Genomic DNA, 17,852 nt, shown 5'->3' with positions numbered 1-17,852 from the left:
CCCCCGTTGACCGCCGTGGGGGCAAGCCGCTAGGCGGTGGTCATGGCCGATCCATCCGAATTCGCCGGCGCCATGAGCGGACCTCTCCAGGAGGAGATGGCCCGCCGCATGGTGACCGCCACACCTCAGACGCAGGCCCTGGGGTTTGAGTTCCTGTCCATGAGCCACGGCCGTGGGGCGATCCGCGCCCCCTGGCGGGCCGAACTGGTGGGGGACCCGGACACCGGCGTCATCGCCTCGGGCGTGGTCACCACCCTGCTGGACCATGTCTGCGGCCTGGCCATCCGGGCGGCCGACGCCACGCCCCAGGGCACGCTTGACCTGCGCATCGACTATATGCGGCCCGCCAAACCCCGGACGGCCCTGGTGGCCGACGGCCATTGCTACAAGCTGACGCGCACCATCGCCTTCGTCCGGGCCGTGGCCCATGACGGGGACGCTGAAGATCCCGTGGCCACCGCCCAGGCGGCCTTCGCCCTCATCGGAGGCGGCGCATGAGCCCGTCGGACGAGACGCTCGCCGCCTTCCTGGCGCGCACGCCCTATGTGGCCTTTCTGGGCATGCGGGCCGAGCTGGCCGGGGACGAGATGACGGCGGTCCTGCCCTTCGCCCCGCACCTGATCGGCAACACCCTGCTGCCGGCCCTGCACGGGGGCGTCCTAGGCGCCTTCATGGAGATGACCGCCCTGGCCCAGCTGGCGGTGCTGAACCGCACCCCGCGCCCGGCCAAGACCATCGATGTGACCATCGACTATCTGCGGCCCGGCCGGGCCATGGACACCTTCGCCCGGGCCGAGGTGAAGAAGGCCGGACGCCGCATCTCCTCGGTCCATGTGGAGGCCTGGCAGGAGACCCGCGCCAAGCCGGTCGCCGCCATCCGCGGCCACTTCCTGATGCACGCCGAGGGCTGAGCCGAAGCTCTCGCCCGGCAGGCGCCGACCGGCGTCGCCGCAAATGCCGCTTGAGGCGCAGGCGACGGCGCGCTACCGCCTCGCCATGCTGTCCGGACTTTCCCATCAGGCCCAGGGGGCCAAGAGCTGGCCCTTCGAGCAGGCCCGCCTCATCCTCGCCCGCATTCTGCGCCTGCGCCTGACCGACGCCGAGCGCGACCTGGCCGCGACCCTGATCGCCCAGGGCAAGGCCCAGGAGGCGGTCGCCGCCCTGCCCGCCCTGGCCAGGCCGGTGATCTTCCAGTGCGGCTACGGCGCCAGCGGCCTGCCGCACCTGGGCACCTTCGGCGAGGCCACCCGGCCCACCATCGTACGCACCGCCTTCCGGGCGCTCACCGACGACGCCATCCCCACCGAGCTGATCGTCTTCTCCGACGACATGGACGGCCTGCGGAAGATCCCCGACAACGTGCCCAACCGCGAGATGCTGGAAGAGGACCGCGACAAGCCGGTGACCCGGGTGCGCGACCCCTTCGGCGAGCACGAGAGCTTCGGCCACCACAACAACGCCCGCCTGCGCGCCTTCCTGGACGGTTTCGGCTTCGACTACACCTTCCTGTCGGCCACCGACTGCTACACGTCTGGCCGGTTCGACGCCGTGCTGCTGCGGGTGCTGGAGCGGTTCGACAAGATCCAGGCGATCATGCTGCCCACGCTCGGCGAAGAGCGTCGCGCCACCTATTCGCCCTTCCTGCCCATCAGCCCGAAAACCGGCAAGGTGCTGCAGGTTCCGACGCTGGAGCGGAACCTGGACAAGGGGACGATCGTCTTCGCCGACGAGGACGGGACGCGGACCGAGGTTCCGGTCACCGGCGGCCATGTAAAGCTTCAGTGGCGCCCCGACTGGGCCGCCCGCTGGACCGCGCTCGAGGTGGACTTCGAGGCCTCGGGCAAGGACCTGGTGGATTCCGTGCGGGTCTCCAACAAGGTCTGCCAGGCGCTCGGCGGCACGCCGCCCGAGGCCTTCCACTTCGAGCTCTTCATGGATGAGAACAACCAGAAGATCTCCAAGTCCAAGGGCAACGGCCTGACCATCGAGGAATGGCTGCGCTATGGCGCGCCCGAGAGCCTCGCCTACTACATGTTCCAGTCGCCCAAGTCGGCCAAGCGGCTCTATTTCGACGTCATTCCCAAGGCGACGGACGAATATCTGCAGCAGCTGGACGCGCTCAACCGCAAGCGGGCCGAGGGCGACAACGCCGCCCAGCTGGACAATCCCGCCTGGCACGTCCACCGGGGCGCGCCGCCGGAAAAGGGCTCGCCGGTCAGCTTCTCTCTGCTGCTCAATCTCGTCTCGGCGGCGGACGCCGGGTCGGCCGAAATCCTGTGGGCCTTCATCAGCCGCTACATCCCCGGCGCGACGCCCGAGAACGAGCCCCTGCTGGCCAAGCTCGTGGGCTATGCGCTGAATTATTACGAGGACTTCGTGAAGCCCACGAAGGCCTTCCGCGCGCCGACCGAGCAGGAGCGCGCGGCGATCCTGGACCTGGCCGCCCGCCTGCGCGCCCTGCCCGAAGGCGCCGACGCCGAGGCGATCCAGAACGAGGTCTTCGAGGCCGGCAAGGCCGCCGGCTTCGAGCCCCTGCGCGCCTGGTTCACCGCCCTCTATGAAGTGCTGCTGGGCCAGAGCCAGGGCCCGCGCTTCGGCTCCTTCGTGGCCATCTTCGGGGTCGAGCGCACCCTGGACCTGATCGACAGGGCGCTCGCCGGCGAGCTGGTCGCCGGCTGAGGCGCGGGGCGGCGGGAAAGCCGCCCCTAGTCCATGTCCAGCCAGCCGGCCGAGCCGATGGGCATGCCCGGGGGCGTCTCGGGCCGGACCTCCTTGGCGGCGGCCAGGCGGCGGAGCTCCGCCGGATCCTCGATCAGGGCGATCAGCCGCGCGCGGTGCGCCCGCGCCGTGGCGTCGCCGCCCCGGGCGGCCTTCAGACGCGTGGAGATGGAGCCGAGCGCCGCCCCCGCCTGGGCGGTGACGCCCGGCGCCGCGCCGGCCATCTGGGCCAAGCGGCCCAGATCGATCACCGCCCGGGCCTGGGTCCGCTGGGCGATGGGCGCAAGAGCCGGGTCGGCCGGATCGGCGAACACCTTGGCGATCAGGGCCTCCAGCGTCTCGCCCGCCCCGGGCAGGGACGGGTCACGGCGGTTCTGTTCGATCAGCCGGGCCAGGCGCTGATCGTTGAGCAGCACGTCCAGCGGCAGGCTGGCGGCCACCTCGGCGGCGGCCAGGGGGTCGAAGATCGGACCGGCCAGGGTGGGGAACAGCTCGATCTCGGTCTGCCGGTCGGGACGCCCGGTGAGCCCCGCCGACATCAGGGGCACGAGCCCGCGGGGCGTCTCCAGGGCGGCCGGGTCCAGGGCCGCCAGCAGGGCCGAGAGCGCGGCCCGCTGCGCGGACGCCTCTACCGGCGCGGAAGTCTCCTGGCCGTCGCCCAGCACCGAATAGGCGAAATCGACGCCGCCCAGCAGCTTGCCCGCCGCCTCCACCTGATAGCGATGCATCAGATAGATGGGCACGAACTTGCGCCGCAGGGCCGCCACCGGCTCGCCGGGATAGAGGGCGCCGAGGCCGAAGCTTAAGAGTGCGGCCTGACGCACCGCCATCATCCGGGTCAGTTCGGCGGCCGGATCGGGGCCGTCATCCCAAAGGCTGCCCCAGGGCTGGCCCACGTCGAGCCCCCGGGAATCGGCGTCGGTGACATAGCGCAGGCCATCGCTGGCCGTGGCGTTCTGATGCAGCAGACGCTGGGCCTCGCCTTCCGGCCCATAGACGGCCGCGACGCTGAACTTGTCCCAGTCGCCGATGCCGACGGCATAGGCCTCCGACAGGTCGGGCCGGCCGTCCTTGAGCAGGATGCGCGGGGCCGGATAGTCCATCACCGAGGTGCGGCCCTGGGTGGAGCCGGCGAAGTTGTGCGCAAAGCCGATGGAGTGGCCCACCTCGTGGGCGCCCAGCTGGCGCAGGCGGGCCAAGGCCACCTCGGCCGGGTCGTTGGGCCCGCCCGTCCCGGTCATGTGCGCCCCCACCAGACCTTCGAAGATCAGCATGTCCTGGCGGACCCGAAGAGCGCCCAGCACCACCGAGCCCTTGAGGATCTCGCCGGTGCGCGGATCGATGATCGTCTGGCCGTAGGACCAGCCCCGGGTCGCCCGGTCGGCCCAGTTGATCACATTGTAGCGCACGTCTAGGGGATCGGCGTCCGGCGGCAGCAGCTCGACCCGGTAGGCGTCCTTGAAACCGGCGGCCTCGAAGGCGTCGGCCCACCAGGCCGCGCCCTCCATCAGGGCGTTGCGGATCGCCTCGGGCGCGGCGGGGTCCATATAGAAGATGATCGGCTTCTTCACCGGCGACAGCGCTGCTGCGGGGTCGGTCTTCTCCAGGCGGAAGCGCAGGGCGTACTGCTTGACGATGGGCTCGCCCAGGGGGGCGGCAAAATCCAGGAACTGCAGGGCGTTGCCGCCGCTGCGGGGGTCGAACGCCCGCGGCTGATAGCCGGGGTCCGGCAGCTTGACGAAGGAGTGCCGCACCTTGAGCGTCATGCGCTTGGCGTCGGGGGTGATATTCGCCACCTCCCGCCCGGGCGTCTCGGAGACGAAGGTCTGGACGGCCTCCAGCTCGACATTCTCAGGGAAGGCCTTGGCCGCGGCCGGATCGGCGAGGCTCAGCTCCTTGGAGAGGCTCCAGCCGCTCTCCCCCGAGCCCTTCAAGGCGTCCACCACCCCCAGGGCGTCCTGGGTCAGGAAGCTGGAGATGTCGATCAGGATGCGGCCCTGGGGATCGACCGACAGCACGTCTCCGGCCCACACCATGGAGGGCGCGAAGGCCTCCTTCGCCGAGGTCTGCTCCACCGCCGGGGCGCCCACCGCCCGGAACCGGGGGTTCTCATATTCCGCCACCACCTTTGCGCCCACCCGGCGGAAGACCAGCAGCCGGGACGGGCCAAGCCTGGCCTTGTCCAGGCCGATGGGGGCCGAGCCCAGGCCGGTGCGCAGGCTGGCCACATGGATGTAGCGCCCGTTGATCCCCTCGGCGTCCGGCGGCGGCAGCAGCATCAGCACCCGGCCGCGCTCGGCGTCGGCATAGAGGGGGATCAGGCCGTCGGACCGGCTGAGCCCCGCCGTGGCCTCGCCCAGGGGCCGCGGGGCCGCCTCGGCGGCAGGCGGACAGGACAGCAGGGCGGCCACGGCGGCGGCCGCCAGCAAGGTGTTACGGATCATGATGACGCCCCCGGATTCACTGACCTCAAGCTAGGCCGGGGCCGCGCGGGCCGTCCACGACAGAGCGCGAAATCGGGGTGCGAAAACACCCGGCGCCTGGTCTTCGCGCAGGGGCTTGCCTTGACGTTGACGTAAGATGCCACTTACATCGCCGACCAGAAGAGGACGCCGAAAACAGGCCCAACGGAGACGCTCAACCATGGTTACCGATCTGCGCCGCCCCCAACGCACCTATTCGATCCGCCAGCTCTGCCTGGAATTCAAATGCACCCCGCGCGCCCTGCGCTTCTATGAGGACAAGGGCCTGCTGGCGCCCGCCCGCGACGGCATGAACCGGGTCTATTCCTACAAGGACCGCGCCCGTCTGAAGCTGATCCTGCAGGGCAAGCGGGTGGGCCTGTCCCTGGCCGAGATCGGCGAGATCCTCGACCTCTACGAACTGGACGACGGCGGCGCGGCCCAGATGGCCAAGTCCCTGCGCAAGTTCCGCGAGCGTATCCTGGCCCTGGAATCTCAGCGTGAGGATATCGACCGGGCCATCAACGAACTGCGGGCCGGCTGCGACAACCTGGAAAGCAAGCTGGCGGCCACCCGGCCCGACCTGCTGCCCCGCGCCGCCGACTATGACCAGATGCTGCGCCAGCGCCTCGACGGCCTGGAGCACGTAGGCGCCAAGTAAGACCCGTCCGCGCCCCGGACCTTAAAGACCCGCCGGGTCGTCCCTGACGGCCCGGCCCCGACCCTATGGGAGCCTCCATGGCCTATCAGCCGCCTGTCCGTGATCACCTGTTCCTGCTGCGCGACGTGCTGCAGATCGAGCGTTATGGCGACCTGCCGGGCTTCTCCGAGGCCTCCATGGACGTGGTCACCCAGATCGTGGAGGAGGCCGCCCGCTTCACCGGCGAGGTCCTGGCCCCGCTCAACGCGGTGGGCGACAAGCAGGGCTGCGTCTGGAGCCCCGATCACACCGTCCGCACCCCCGAGGGCTTCAAGGCGGCTTACAAGGCTCTGGTGGAAGGCGGCTGGCCGGCCCTGGGTTCGGACAAGGCCTATGGCGGCCAGGGCCTGCCCCATGTGATCAACCTGTCGTTCTCCGAGATGTCGTCCTCGGCCAACATGGCCTTCTCCATGTATCCGGGCCTGACCCACGGCGCCTATTCGGCCATTCTGGTCGGGGGGTCGCAGGCGCAGAAGGACCTCTATCTGCCCAAGCTCGCCTCGGGCGAATGGGGCGGGACCATGAACCTCACCGAGCCCCATTGCGGCACCGACCTTGGCCTGCTGCGCACCAAGGCGGTTCCTCAGGCAGACGGCTCCTATCGCATCTCCGGCCAGAAGATCTGGATCTCCGGCGGCGAGCACGACATGGCCGACAACATCGTCCACCTAGTCCTGGCGCGGATCGAGGGCGCACCCGGGGGCACCCGCGGCATCAGCCTGTTCATCGTGCCCAAGTTCATCCCGGACGAGCAGGGCCGGCCCGGCGCGCGCAACAGCGTCTATTGCGCGGGGCTGGAAGAGAAGATGGGCATCCACGGCAACGCCACCTGCGTCATCCAGCACGAGGAGTCCGTGGGCTGGCTCGTGGGCGAGGAGAACCAGGGCCTGCGCCTGATGTTCGTGATGATGAACGAGGCCCGCATCGGCGTCGGCCTGCAAGGCGTCGCCCAGGCCGAGGCCGCCTATCAGGCCGCCGCCAGCTTCGCCAAGGACCGGCTGCAGGGCCGCTCGCTCACCGGCCCCAAGAACCCCGACGGCCCGGCTGATCCGATCCTGGTCCACCCCGACGTGCGCCGCATGCTGATGGACTCCAAGGCCGTCATCGAGGCCGGCCGCGCCTTCCTGTTCTGGACCGCCCTGCACGGGGACCTCGCCCATGCCAGCCCGGATGAGGCCGTGCGCCAGAAGGGGTCGGACTACATGGCCCTGATGACGCCGGTGGTGAAGGGCTTCCTCACCGACCGGGGCTTCAAGGTCTGTTCCGACGCCATGCAGGTGCATGGGGGATCGGGCTTCACCGAGCACTTCCCCGTCAGCCAGTACATGCGCGATTGCCGCATCGCGCTCATCTATGAGGGCACCAACGGGGTTCAGGCGCTGGATCTGGTGGGCCGCAAGCTGGCCGCCGAGGGCGGTCGCGGGGTGATGGGCTTCTTCGCCGAGATCGACGCCTATGTGGCGGCCCATGACGGCGACGCCGCCCTGGAACCCATCCTCAGCGGCCTGTCGCGGGCCAAGGAGGAGTTGCAGGACGCCACCATGTGGCTGATGGCTAACGGCCTGGCCAATCCCGACAACGCCGGGGCGGCCTCCACCGACTATATGCACCTCTTCGGCCTGACGGCGCTGGCCTATATGTGGGCCATGATGGCCAAGGCCGCCCAGGACAGGATCGCCGCGGGCGACGCCGACCCCTATTACGCCCACCGCCTGACGCTCGCCCGCTACTATGCCGAGCGCATCCTGCCCGAGAGCTCGGCCCACATGGCCAAGCTCAAGACCGGCGCCGACACCCTGATGAGCCTGCCGGCTGAGGCCTTCTGATGGCGACCTATCGCGCCACGGTGGACTGGAAGCTGGCCGAGGGCGAGGATTTCCCGGCCGGCCGCTACAGCCGGGGCCACGCGATCGCCTTCGAAGGCGGCGTCCAGCTGCCCGGCACGGCCTCGCGCCATGTGGTGGGCAACAAGTGGTCGGTGGACGGCGCGGTGGACCCCGAGCAGATGCTCGTGGCCTCGCTCTCGGCCTGCCACATGCTGGTCTTCCTGCACCGGGCGCGTCTGGAGGGCTTTACGGTCACCGCCTATGCGGACGCGGCCGAAGGGGTGATGAGCGAGATCGCGCCCGGCCGCCAGGCGGTGACGCGGGTCACCCTGCGTCCGCAGATCGAATGGGCCGGCGCCGCCCCCGACGCCGAAACCCTCGAACGCCTGCACCACGAGGCGCACGAGGAATGCTTCATCGCCAATTCGGTGAAGACCGAGGTGGTGGTGGCCTGAGGCCGCCCGCCCCAACGGCCTTGCCCGCCGCAGGCGGTTTGGTTGGTCCTGTGGCGCTACACGCCCCCTACCCGGCTTCGCTTGAGCGGGGCGGCGGCGAGGAGGGCCGCGAGGCGGGCCTTGAGCGCGGCCTCGTCCTTCATCTCGCATTCCCAGACGGTTTCGACCCGCCAGCCGGCGGCCTCCAGGGCCTCGCGAGCCGCAGCGTCGCGCACGCGGTTGCGGCCGACCTTGGCCAGCCAGTAGTCGCGATTGGCCTTCGGCACTCGGGATCCACGCGCACAATCGTGGCCGTGCCAGAAGCAGCCGTGGGCGAAGACCACCAGCCGCCGCCCGGGCAGGACGATGTCGGGCGAACCCGGCAGGTCCTTGCGATGCAGCCGGTAGCGGGCGCCGAGCGCGGTCAGGAGGCGCCGCAGCGTCCTTTCCGGCGTGGTGTCCCGCCCCTTGACCCTGGCCATGACGGCCGAGCGCTTTTCCGCGTCGAAGACGTCGGTCATGCCCCCGGCCCCGAGGCGCCGATCAGATCCCCTCGAACAGGGCGGTGGAGAGGTAGCGCTCGGCGAAGCTTGGAATGATGGCCACCACCGTCTTGCCGGCCATCTCCTCGCGGGCGGCCACATGGAAGGCCGCCGTCAGGGCCGCGCCGGACGAGATGCCCACCGGCACGCCCTCGTCCCGGGCCACGCGCCGGGCCATGGCGAAGGCGTCGTCATTGGACACCTGGACCACCTCGTCGATGACGCTGCGGTCGAGGATCGAGGGCACGAAGCCCGCCCCGATGCCCTGGATCTTGTGCGGCCCGGGCTGTCCGCCCGACAGGATGGGCGAGGCCTCCGGCTCCACCGCGATCATCTGCAGGCCAGGCTTGCGGGCCTTCAGCACCTGGCCGACCCCGGTGATGGTGCCGCCGGTGCCGACGCCCGAGATCACCGCATCCACGGCGCCGTCGGTGTCGTTCCAGATCTCCTCGGCGGTGGAGACCCGGTGGATCAGGGGATTGGCGCCATTGTCGAACTGCTGGGGCATGACCGCGCCGGGCGTCGCCTCGACGATCTCGCGGGCGCGGGCCACCGCCCCGGCCATGCCGCGCTCGGCGGGCGTCAGCTCCAGCTTGGCGCCCAGCAGGGCCAGCATCTTGCGCCGCTCGATGGACATGCTCTCGGGCATGACCAGGGTCAGCGGATAACCCTTGGCCGCGGCCACGAAGGCCAGCGCGATGCCGGTGTTGCCGCTGGTGGGCTCGACGATGGACGAGCCGGGCTTCAGCACGCCCTGCACCTCCAGCGCCTCGATCATGGAGACGCCGATGCGGTCCTTCACCGAGGCGATGGGGTTGAAGAATTCCAGCTTGGCCAGCACCTCGCCCTTGGGCTTCAGCGCCGCCGTCAGCCGGGGCAGGCGGATCAGCGGGGTGTCGCCGATGGTGTCGATGATGGAGTCATAGACCTTGCCCCGCCCGGCGCGCTTGTAGCGCGCGGCGTCGTAGGTCTTGTCGGTCGCGCCGTCCATGAGACTGCCCTTCGAGAATTTCGCGTTGAAGGCCCTTTGAACGCGAACTTAGGGGTTCAGGCGCCAAATGTAAGCCGCTCATTCCGCCGCCAGGACGGCGGAACCCTCCGCGAGCAGGGGTTCGAGCAGGCCGCGGGCGAGCCAGTCCACCACCGGAACCGCCACCCCGTCGCCGATCACATGCAGGGCCTGATGCGCCGAGGCCGGCAGGGCGTAGGTCTCGGGCAGACCCATGAGCCGCGCCCCTTCCCGGGGCGTGATCAGGCGCGAGCGCAGGCCCGCCGGCCCTGCGACCACCACCAGTTGCTTGGACGACCCCCCCGCGGGCGTCCGCAGGCAGCCGGCCAGGCCGTCCAGCCGCACCTCCGCCCGCTGAACCCGGACGCCGGCCTCCACCCGGATCCGCCGATAGGCCGCGCCCACCACCCGGCCCTGGGCGGCCACGGCGGCCTCCAGGCGCTGGCGGTGCAGGGGGGACATCTGGGCGGCCAGGGCCTCGGTCTGGCGGGCTGAGCGCCAGGGCACGGCCTCGTCGGTCTCCAGCAGGGCGGCCAGATCGGTGTTGCGCGCGGGCGGGGCCTCCAGCCGCCACCAGACCCAGCGGTCCTGAAGCGGCCGGGGCAGCCGGGCGGCGGCCTCGCGCACGGCGCGGCTGTGAAAGACGCCTTCGCCCCGCAGAGCCGCGCCTGGCGGCTGGCGGACAGCCACCACGAACACCCGCGGCCGCGACTGGGGCGTGAACCGCGCGGCGTCCATCTCAAGCGCGCCGAAATGATAGCCCTCGGCGGCGAGCGCCTCGCACAGGGCGGTGAAGTCGGCGCCGCCATGGGAGGTCAGCAGGCCGACCACATTTTCGATGACGATGACGCCCGGCGCCCGGCCCTCCTGGTTCAGGGCCTGCATCAGCCGCCAGAATCCGAAGAAGGCCGAGGACCGGCCGCCGGCCAGGCCCGCCCGGGCGCCGGCGAGGCTGAAGTCCTGGCAGGGCGACGACGCCCAGGCGAGGTCGGCCCGCCCCGGCAGGTCGGCGGCCTCCAGCTTCCACACGTCGCCCTGGCGGAAATGGGCCTCGGCGTCAGAGAAATTGGCCCGATAGGCGGCCGCCTTCACCGGGTCGAAATCGTTGGCGAACAGACAGTCCCAGCCCTCGCCCAGGCCCAGCCGCGCCATGCCCCCGCCGGCGAAGAACTCATAGAAGGTGGGGCGCAGGTTTCGACTCATGGCGCAGGAGTCTAGCCTGTCGCCCGACTTTCGAAAGGGAGAGCGCAATGCGCCTCATCGTCCGCCCCGCCGCCGTGACCGCTGGCCTCGCCCTGGCCCTGGCCGCCTGCCAGCCCCAGGCGCCGGACGGGGGCGCGGCGGCGCCGCCCGCCGATGCGCCGACGCCTGCGGCCGAGGGCACGGCGTTTTCGGGCGTGATCCGCGCCGTGGGGACCGAGCCCTTCTGGGGCCTTCAGATCGAGGCCGACGAACTGATCCTGATCCAGATGGACGAGGGGCGGACCACAGCCCCCAATCCCGGCCCGGACCTGTCCGAGGGCCAGGCGGTGTGGCGTTCAACAGACGCCACGGGCGCGCCCTTCACCGTCACCCTGCGGGTGCAGCCCTGTTCCGACGGCATGTCCGACCTGGAATATCCCTATGAGGCGCAGGTGGAGGCGGCCGGCCGCACACTCTCAGGCTGCGCGGCCAAGGCCGACGCCATGCCCCGGGAAGGCGGCTGAGCCGCGCGTCGCCCGCGCCGGGGCTCAGTTGAGCTCCAGGGTGGAAATCTGCGACTCCGCCGGCGCCTGGGCGGTGGAATGGGGGGTCGGCAGGGCGAAGCCCACCAGCACCGCCCCGACGGCCGAAGCCAGCAGGACGAGTTTCAGCGCCATGGCGCAGGGTCTCCTTTTGGTGTTGTTCCACCGCTCAGAACGGGCGCCTGCAGACCTTGGTTCCTGGGCGGGTCGCTCAGCCCCTTGACCCGATGGGGGTTTCGGGCGGCTAATTCCCTCCAAGGACGGGCGACAGACCCGCGGGCGGCAGGGAGCAGACCTCATGGAGCGGGCATTCGATCTTGTCCTGCGCGGCGGAACCGTGGCCGACGGAACCGGGGCGCCGACCTATGAAGCCGATGTGGCCATCCGGGACGGGCGCATCGTCCAGGTGGGCGAGGTGCGGGGCGCAGGCGCCGAGGAGATCGACGCCCGGGGGCGCCTGGTGACCCCCGGCTTCGTGGACATCCACACCCATTATGACGGCCAGGCCGCCTGGGACACTCACATGCAGCCCTCGTCCTGGCATGGGGTGACCACGGTGGTCATGGGCAATTGCGGCGTGGGCTTCGCCCCCTGCCGGCCCGCCGACCACGACCGGCTGGTGCGCCTGATGGAGGGGGTGGAGGACATCCCCTTCCCCGTTCTGACCGAGGGCCTGCCCTGGAACTGGGAGAGTTTCCCTGACTATCTGGACGCCCTGGCGGCCCGACGCTTCGACGTCGACATCGCCGCCCAGCTGCCCCATGCGGCCCTGCGCGTCTATGTGATGGGCGAGCGCGGCGCTGACCGGGAACCGGCCACCCCGGCCGACATCTCCGCCATGGCCGAGCTGGCCGAGGCCGCCGTGCGCGCGGGTGCGCTCGGCTTCTCCACCTCGCGGACCCTCAACCATCGCACCAGCGACGGCCAGCCCACGCCCACCCTTACCGCCGGCGAGGACGAGCTGACCGGCATCGCCCTGGGTCTGGCGCGGGCTGGCAAGGGGGTGCTGCAGGTAGTGTCGGACTTCGCCGATCCCGTGGCCGAGTTCGCCATGCTGCGTCGCATCGTGGAGGCTTCGGGCCGGCCCCTGTCCTTTTCCCTGACCCAGCACGCCAAGGCGCCCCAGGCCTGGCGCCTGTTGCTGGACGCCCTGTCCGACGCCACCGCCGCCGGCCTGCCCATGAAGGCCCAGGTGTGCGGACGCCCCGTGGGCATACTGTTCGGCTTCGAACTGACCCTGAACCCGTTCAGCCAGCACCCCGCCTACCGCGCGCTCGCCCATCTGCCCCTGGCCGAGCGGGCGGCCCGCCTGGCGCAGCCGGATGTCCGCGCCGCCCTGCTGGCGGAGGCCGGGGGTCCGGCTCAAGGCTTCGCCGGCGCGGCCCCGCGCAACTGGGCCAACATGTATCTGATGGGCGAGCGCCCGGACTATGAGCCGAAGCCCAGCCAGACCGTCGCGGCCCTGGCGCTGGCCCAGGGACGCCGCCCCGAGGAGGTGGCCCTGGACCATATGCTGTCCGGCGGCGGCCGCGGCATGCTCTACCTGCCCTTCCTCAACTATGCCGAGGGCTCTCTCGACCCCAGCTACGAGATGCTGGGCCATCCCGACGCCGTGCCGGGCCTGTCGGACGGCGGGGCCCATGTGGGCATGATCTGCGACGGCTCCTTCCCCACCTCCAACCTCACCCACTGGACCCGGGACCGGACGCGGGGGCCGCGCTTCGACCTCGAAGCCATGGTGCGGATGCAGACTCGCGACACCGCCCGCGCGGTGGGCCTCCATGACCGCGGCATGATCGCGCCGGGCCTGCGGGCCGATCTGAACATCATCGACTATGATAATCTGGCCCTGGAGCCGCCCACCGTGGCCTATGACCTGCCGGCCGGCGGGCGGCGGCTGATCCAGCGGGCCAGGGGCTATGTGGCCACCCTGGTGGCCGGCCAGGTGACCCAGCGGGACGGCGAGCCCACCGGCGCCCTGCCGGGCCGCCTGCTGCGCGGCGCCCAGCCGGCCCCCGCGGCCCTGGGTCTGGCGGCGGAATAGGGCGTCTCACCCCGCCGGTTCACATTGCCCCGGCGGGGCTTTCCCTGTAATCGGCGCCGGTCCCCGCGCGCACCGCCACCGGAAGAGAAACACCCCCGGAATGACCGAGCTTTACGACGTCGCCGCCATCGGCAACGCCATCGTCGATGTGATCGCCCCGGCGCCCGACGCCTTTCTTGCGGCCGAGGGCCTGTCCAAGGGCGCCATGATGCTCATCGACGAGGCGCGCGGCGTCGATCTCTACAGCCGCATGGCGCCGGGCGTGGAGACCTCCGGCGGTTCGGCCGGCAACACCGTGGCCGGGGTGGCCAGCTTCGGCGGCCGGGCGGCCTATCTGGGCAAGGTGGCCAAGGATCAGCTGGGCGAGGTGTTCGCCCACGACATGCGCGCCCAAGGGGTGCGCTTCGACGTGCCGCCCCTGGCCGCCGGTCCGGCCACGGCCCGCTGCCTGATCAATGTGACGCCCGACGGCCAGCGCACCATGTGCACCTATCTGGGCGCCTCCACCGAACTCACCGCCGATGATGTGGATCCGGCCATCATCGAGGCCTCGAAGATCGTCTATCTGGAAGGCTATCTGTTCGACCCCTCCGAGGCCCGCCGGGCCTTCGCCAAGGCCGCAGGCCTGGCCCGGGCCAATGGCCGCAAGATCGCGCTCACCCTGTCCGACGCCTTCGTGGTGGAGCGCCATCGCGGCGCGCTGATGGAGTTCATCGACAGCCAGGTGGACATCGTCTTCGCCAATGAGGCCGAGGTCACCAGCCTGTTCGAAACCCCCGACTTCGACGCCGCGGTGAAGGCCCTGGCCGCCCGCACGAAGATCGCCGCGGTCACCCGCAGCGAAAAGGGCTCGGTGATCATCTCCGGCGACGAACAGCACGAAATCTGGGCGGCGGCGGTGGACAAGGTGGTCGACACCACCGGCGCGGGCGACCAATACGCCGCGGGCTTCCTATATGGTCTGGCGAGCGATCGCTCCCTGGGCGCCTGCGGCCAACTCGGCTCGCTGGCGGCCGCCGAGGTGATCTCCCACTACGGCCCCCGGCCGCAGGTCTCCCTGAAGGACCTGGCCGCTTCGAAAGGACTCTGAGAGACCATGGCGCGCACGGCCGAAGTGGTCCGCAACACCAAGGAAACCCAGATCACCATCAGCGTGGATCTGGACGGGACCGGCGTGTCCGACGTCGAGACCGGCGTCGGCTTTTTCGACCACATGCTCGACGCCTTCGCCCGCCACGGCGGGATCGACCTGAAGGTGCGCACCCAGGGCGACCTGCACATCGACGCCCACCACACGGTGGAGGACACCGGCATCGTGCTGGGCCAGGCGATCCACAAGGCGCTGGACGGGTTCAAGGGAATCCGCCGCTTCGGCCACGCCTATATCCCCATGGACGAGACCCTGACGCGCTGCGCCATCGACCTGTCCAACCGGCCCTATCTGATCTGGAAGACCAGCTTCCGCACGCCCAAGATCGGCGAGATGGACACTGAGCTGTTCAAGGAGTTCCACCACGCCTTCGCCATGAACTGCGGCGCCTGCGTGCATCTTGAGACCCTCTACGGCGACAACAGCCACCACATCGCCGAAAGCGGCTTCAAGGCGCTGGCCCGGGCCCTGCGTCAGGCGATCGAGATCGACCCCAAGACCGGCGGTCAGGCCCCCTCCACCAAGGGCGTGCTCTAGGGACCGATCATGCAGACCCTCGCCCTGATCGACTACGGGTCGGGCAATCTCCGTTCGGCGCAGAACGCTCTCATGAGGGCGGTGGGCGCCACCCCCGGCGGGGCGGAGATCGCCGTGACCGCCGACCCCGAGACCGTGGCCCGCGCCGACCGGATCGTGCTGCCGGGCGTCGGCGCCTTCGCCGCCTGCCGCGCCGCGCTCATGGCCCGCGACGGCCTGGTGGAGGCGCTGACCGAGGCCGTCCACGGGCGCGGGGTCCCATTCCTGGGGGTCTGCGTGGGCATGCAGCTCCTGGCCAGCCGCGGACTGGAGTTCGGCGAGACCCCCGGCCTCGACTGGATCCCCGGCGAGGTCCGCCGTCTGGAGCCCGCCGATCCCGCCTGCAAGGTGCCGCACATGGGCTGGAACGCCATCGGCGAGGTCAGCCGCGCGGGCGAGGCGCTGGGCCTGCGCGACGGCGTGACCATGTACTTCACCCATTCCTTCGCCTATCACGCGGCCGATCCCGCCGACGTGGCCGCCTGGACCGACCATGGGGGCCGCTTCGCCGCCGCCGTGGCGCGGGGCAATGTGGCGGGGGTTCAATTCCACCCGGAGAAGTCCCAGTCTTCGGGCCTGTCTCTGCTGGCGCGCTTTCTGGAGTGGCGACCTTGATCCTTTATCCGGCCATCGACCTGAAAGACGGCCAGTGCGTGCGCGTGCTGCACGGCGTCCTCGACACCGCCACGGTGTTCAACACCTCGCCGGCCGACCAGGCGCGGCAGTGGGCGCAGGCGGGCTTTCCCTGGATCCATGTGGTGGACCTGAACGGCGCCGTGGAAGGCAAGGCGGTGAACGCCGCGGCCGTGGAGGCCATTCTGGAGGCTGTCTCCGTGCCTGTGCAGCTGGGCGGCGGCATCCGCAGCCTGGCCGACATCGAAGGCTGGATCGAGGCCGGCGTCAGCCGGGTCATCCTGGGCACCCTGGCGGTGCGTGAGCCGCAGGTCGTGGTGGAAGCCGCCCGCCGCTGGCCGGAACAGATCGCCGTCAGCGTCGATGTGCGCGGCGGCAAGGTGGCCGTCCAGGGCTGGACCGAGGATTCCGATCTGGACGCGGTGACCGTGGCCAAGCGGTTCGAGGACGCCGGCGTCAGCGCCCTGATCGTCACCGACATCGAGCGCGACGGCGCCCTGACCGGATTCAATGTGGACGTCTTCGGCGCCATGGCCGATGCGGTGGACATCCCCGTCATCGCCGCCGGCGGCCTGGCCAGCGTGGAGGACATCCACCGCCTGCGCGCCCGGAAAGGGCGGGCCATCGCCGGAGCGGTCCTGGGCCGGGCCCTCTATACGGGCGCGATCAACGCGCCTGAGGCCATCAAGGCGGCCGCCTGATGCTGAACGTGCGCGTCATCCCCTGCCTGGACGTCAAGGACGGCCGCGTGGTGAAGGGCGTGCAGTTCCTGTCCCTGCGCGACGCGGGCGACCCCGTGGAGCAGGCCAGCGCCTATGACGCCGCCGGCGCCGACGAGCTGATGTTCCTGGACATCACCGCCAGCCACGAGGGCCGCGGCGCCATTCTCGACGTCATCGCCCGCACGGCCGATGTCTGCTTCATGCCGCTCAGCGTCGGCGGCGGCATCCGCGCGGTGGAGGACGCCCGGCGCCTGCTGCTGGCCGGCGCCGACAAGATCAGCGTCAACACCGCGGCGGTGGAGAATCCCGACCTGATCAGCGCCTGCGCCGACGCCTTCGGCTCCCAGGCCGTGGTCACCGCCATCGACGCCAAGCGCACGCCGGACGGCGACTGGCGGGTCTTCACCTATGGCGGACGCAAGGATACGGGCCTCGACGTGGCGGACTACGCCGTCCGGGCCGTGGCCAAGGGGGCGGGCGAGATCCTGCTCACCTCCATGGACCGCGACGGCGCCAAGAACGGCTATGACATCGAACTCCTGCGGGCCGTCACCTCGGCGGTCAGCGTGCCGGTGATCGCCTCGGGCGGCGCGGGCTCGGCCGCCCACATGGTGGAGGCCGCCACCCAAGGCCGCGCCGACGCCGTACTGGCCGCCTCCATCTTCCATTTCGGCGAGGTTTCCATCGCCGAGGTCAAGCAGGCCATGGTCCGGGCCGGCCTGCCCGCCCGCCTGACCGGGGAGGACGCCCGCCGCGAGGCGGCCGAGGCTTTCCGATGAGCGAGCTGGCCGCCGTCCTGACCCGCCTCTCGGCGGTGATCGAGGCCCGCAAGGGCGCCGACGCCGCCACCTCCTATACCGCCCGCCTGCTGGCCGAGCCCGAACGGGCCGCCAAGAAGCTGGGGGAAGAGGCGGTGGAGACGGTGATCGCCGCCGTCCAGGGCGACGCCGACGCCCTGGCCGCCGAAAGCGCCGACCTGCTTTATCACTGGCTGGTGGTCCTGGCCGGCGCCGGCGTCAGCCTGGACGCCGTGGCAGAGCGGCTGGCCGCCCGCGAAGGGGTGTCCGGACTGGACGAAAAGGCCGCCCGGCAGACCTGAACGGCGCACAACCGCCCGCTCAGAGGCCGGTCAGCCGGCCCATGGTCTTCTTCCGTCTATGCCGCCAAAGGGCGGTTCCACCGGAAGGAGCTTCCGCCATGAAACGACCCCTGATCGCCCTCGCCGCCGGCGCCGTGCTCACCGCCGGTCTGGCCACCGCCGCCGCCGCCGCCCCCGGCTATGGCCCGCCGCGGTGTTGACGCTGATCTTGTC

General features: G+C 70.8%; 19 protein-coding genes. 14 read left to right on the top strand and 5 right to left on the bottom strand.

Annotation, left to right across the window (positions count from 1 at the left end; all coding sequences use genetic code 11):
- The first annotated feature begins 42 nt into the window (after positions 1 to 42).
- From V7D28_RS07415 to V7D28_RS07405, 3 genes are all read left to right on the top strand, one after another.
- Positions 43 to 498 (top strand): PaaI family thioesterase, encoded by a 456-nt coding sequence (locus V7D28_RS07415; protein WP_333586738.1) that lies wholly within the window; start codon positions 43 to 45, stop codon positions 496 to 498.
- Positions 495 to 911: a PaaI family thioesterase gene (locus V7D28_RS07410; protein WP_333586737.1), complete on the top strand. Its 417-nt coding sequence runs from the start codon at positions 495 to 497 to the stop codon at positions 909 to 911. Before V7D28_RS07415 ends, V7D28_RS07410 begins: the two co-directional genes overlap by 4 nt.
- Before the next feature lie 85 nt (positions 912 to 996).
- Entirely contained in the window at positions 997 to 2,679 is a 1,683-nt protein-coding gene (locus tag V7D28_RS07405; RefSeq protein WP_333586739.1) for a lysine--tRNA ligase, read from the top strand.
- A gap of 26 nt (positions 2,680 to 2,705) precedes the next feature.
- On the opposite strand, the gene V7D28_RS07400 is transcribed toward V7D28_RS07405, so the two are convergent.
- Entirely contained in the window at positions 2,706 to 5,162 is a 2,457-nt protein-coding gene (locus V7D28_RS07400; protein WP_333586736.1) for a zinc-dependent metalloprotease, read from the bottom strand.
- A gap of 199 nt (positions 5,163 to 5,361) precedes the next feature.
- On the opposite strand from V7D28_RS07400, the gene V7D28_RS07395 reads away from it, so the two are divergent.
- The 3 genes from V7D28_RS07395 (at position 5,362) to V7D28_RS07385 (ending at position 8,161) form a co-directional block, all read left to right on the top strand.
- Positions 5,362 to 5,841: a MerR family transcriptional regulator gene (locus V7D28_RS07395; RefSeq protein WP_333586735.1), complete on the top strand. Its 480-nt coding sequence runs from the start codon at positions 5,362 to 5,364 to the stop codon at positions 5,839 to 5,841.
- Between the two features lie 77 nt (positions 5,842 to 5,918).
- Positions 5,919 to 7,706: an acyl-CoA dehydrogenase C-terminal domain-containing protein gene (locus V7D28_RS07390; RefSeq protein ID WP_333586734.1), complete on the top strand. Its 1,788-nt coding sequence runs from the start codon at positions 5,919 to 5,921 to the stop codon at positions 7,704 to 7,706.
- The gene (locus tag V7D28_RS07385) at positions 7,706 to 8,161 is read left to right on the top strand and encodes an OsmC family protein (RefSeq protein ID WP_333586733.1); all 456 of its coding nucleotides are present in this window, start codon (positions 7,706 to 7,708) and stop codon (positions 8,159 to 8,161) included. Before V7D28_RS07390 ends, V7D28_RS07385 begins: the two co-directional genes overlap by 1 nt.
- Before the next feature lie 56 nt (positions 8,162 to 8,217).
- Here V7D28_RS07385 and V7D28_RS07380 read toward each other — a convergent pair whose 3' ends face one another.
- The 3 genes from V7D28_RS07380 to V7D28_RS07370 form a co-directional block, all read right to left on the bottom strand.
- Positions 8,218 to 8,661, bottom strand: a complete 444-nt coding sequence (locus V7D28_RS07380; RefSeq protein ID WP_333586732.1) for a very short patch repair endonuclease — start codon at positions 8,659 to 8,661, stop codon at positions 8,218 to 8,220.
- 22 nt (positions 8,662 to 8,683) lie between these two features.
- Positions 8,684 to 9,673, bottom strand: a complete 990-nt coding sequence (gene cysK, locus V7D28_RS07375; RefSeq protein ID WP_333586731.1) for a cysteine synthase A — start codon at positions 9,671 to 9,673, stop codon at positions 8,684 to 8,686.
- Between the two features lie 78 nt (positions 9,674 to 9,751).
- Positions 9,752 to 10,894, bottom strand: a complete 1,143-nt coding sequence (locus V7D28_RS07370) for a DNA cytosine methyltransferase (RefSeq protein ID WP_333586730.1) — start codon at positions 10,892 to 10,894, stop codon at positions 9,752 to 9,754.
- Positions 10,895 to 10,941: 47 nt separating this feature from the next.
- Between V7D28_RS07370 and V7D28_RS07365 the strand changes: the two genes are divergently transcribed.
- Complete coding sequence (locus tag V7D28_RS07365) at positions 10,942 to 11,397, top strand: COG3650 family protein (RefSeq protein ID WP_333586729.1); 456 nt, start codon at positions 10,942 to 10,944, stop codon at positions 11,395 to 11,397.
- Positions 11,398 to 11,421: 24 nt separating this feature from the next.
- On the opposite strand, the gene V7D28_RS07360 is transcribed toward V7D28_RS07365, so the two are convergent.
- Complete coding sequence (locus V7D28_RS07360) at positions 11,422 to 11,550, bottom strand: hypothetical protein (protein WP_333586728.1); 129 nt, start codon at positions 11,548 to 11,550, stop codon at positions 11,422 to 11,424.
- Between the two features lie 163 nt (positions 11,551 to 11,713).
- Between V7D28_RS07360 and V7D28_RS07355 the strand changes: the two genes are divergently transcribed.
- The 7 genes from V7D28_RS07355 to V7D28_RS07325 all read left to right on the top strand — a co-directional run bounded on the left by V7D28_RS07355 (position 11,714) and on the right by V7D28_RS07325 (position 17,639).
- Positions 11,714 to 13,459, top strand: coding sequence for an N-acyl-D-amino-acid deacylase family protein (locus tag V7D28_RS07355; RefSeq protein ID WP_333586727.1), 1,746 nt, complete (start codon positions 11,714 to 11,716; stop codon positions 13,457 to 13,459).
- 100 nt (positions 13,460 to 13,559) lie between these two features.
- The gene (locus V7D28_RS07350; protein ID WP_333586726.1) at positions 13,560 to 14,549 is read left to right on the top strand and encodes an adenosine kinase; all 990 of its coding nucleotides are present in this window, start codon (positions 13,560 to 13,562) and stop codon (positions 14,547 to 14,549) included.
- A 6-nt stretch (positions 14,550 to 14,555) separates the two neighbouring features.
- Entirely contained in the window at positions 14,556 to 15,146 is a 591-nt protein-coding gene (gene hisB / locus V7D28_RS07345) for an imidazoleglycerol-phosphate dehydratase HisB (RefSeq protein ID WP_333586725.1), read from the top strand.
- Positions 15,147 to 15,155: 9 nt separating this feature from the next.
- Positions 15,156 to 15,800 (top strand): imidazole glycerol phosphate synthase subunit HisH, encoded by a 645-nt coding sequence (gene hisH / locus V7D28_RS07340; protein WP_333586724.1) that lies wholly within the window; start codon positions 15,156 to 15,158, stop codon positions 15,798 to 15,800.
- On the top strand, positions 15,797 to 16,519 hold the full coding sequence (gene hisA, locus V7D28_RS07335; protein WP_333586723.1) for a 1-(5-phosphoribosyl)-5-[(5-phosphoribosylamino)methylideneamino]imidazole-4-carboxamide isomerase: 723 nt from the start codon (positions 15,797 to 15,799) through the stop codon (positions 16,517 to 16,519). Before hisH ends, hisA begins: the two co-directional genes overlap by 4 nt.
- Complete coding sequence (hisF, locus tag V7D28_RS07330) at positions 16,519 to 17,319, top strand: imidazole glycerol phosphate synthase subunit HisF (protein WP_333586722.1); 801 nt, start codon at positions 16,519 to 16,521, stop codon at positions 17,317 to 17,319. The genes hisA and hisF overlap by 1 nt, the downstream gene beginning before the upstream one ends.
- Positions 17,316 to 17,639 carry a phosphoribosyl-ATP diphosphatase gene (locus V7D28_RS07325; protein WP_333586721.1) on the top strand — a complete coding sequence of 108 codons (324 nt, stop codon included), beginning with the start codon at positions 17,316 to 17,318 and terminating at the stop codon, positions 17,637 to 17,639. Before hisF ends, V7D28_RS07325 begins: the two co-directional genes overlap by 4 nt.
- Positions 17,640 to 17,852: the final 213 nt, after the last annotated feature.

The organism is Phenylobacterium sp. (assembly GCF_036723115.1).
Lineage (GTDB): Bacteria > Pseudomonadota > Alphaproteobacteria > Caulobacterales > Caulobacteraceae > Phenylobacterium.
The sequence above is the reverse complement of the archived record's forward strand: the minus strand, read 5'-3'. Positions and strand labels throughout refer to the sequence as shown.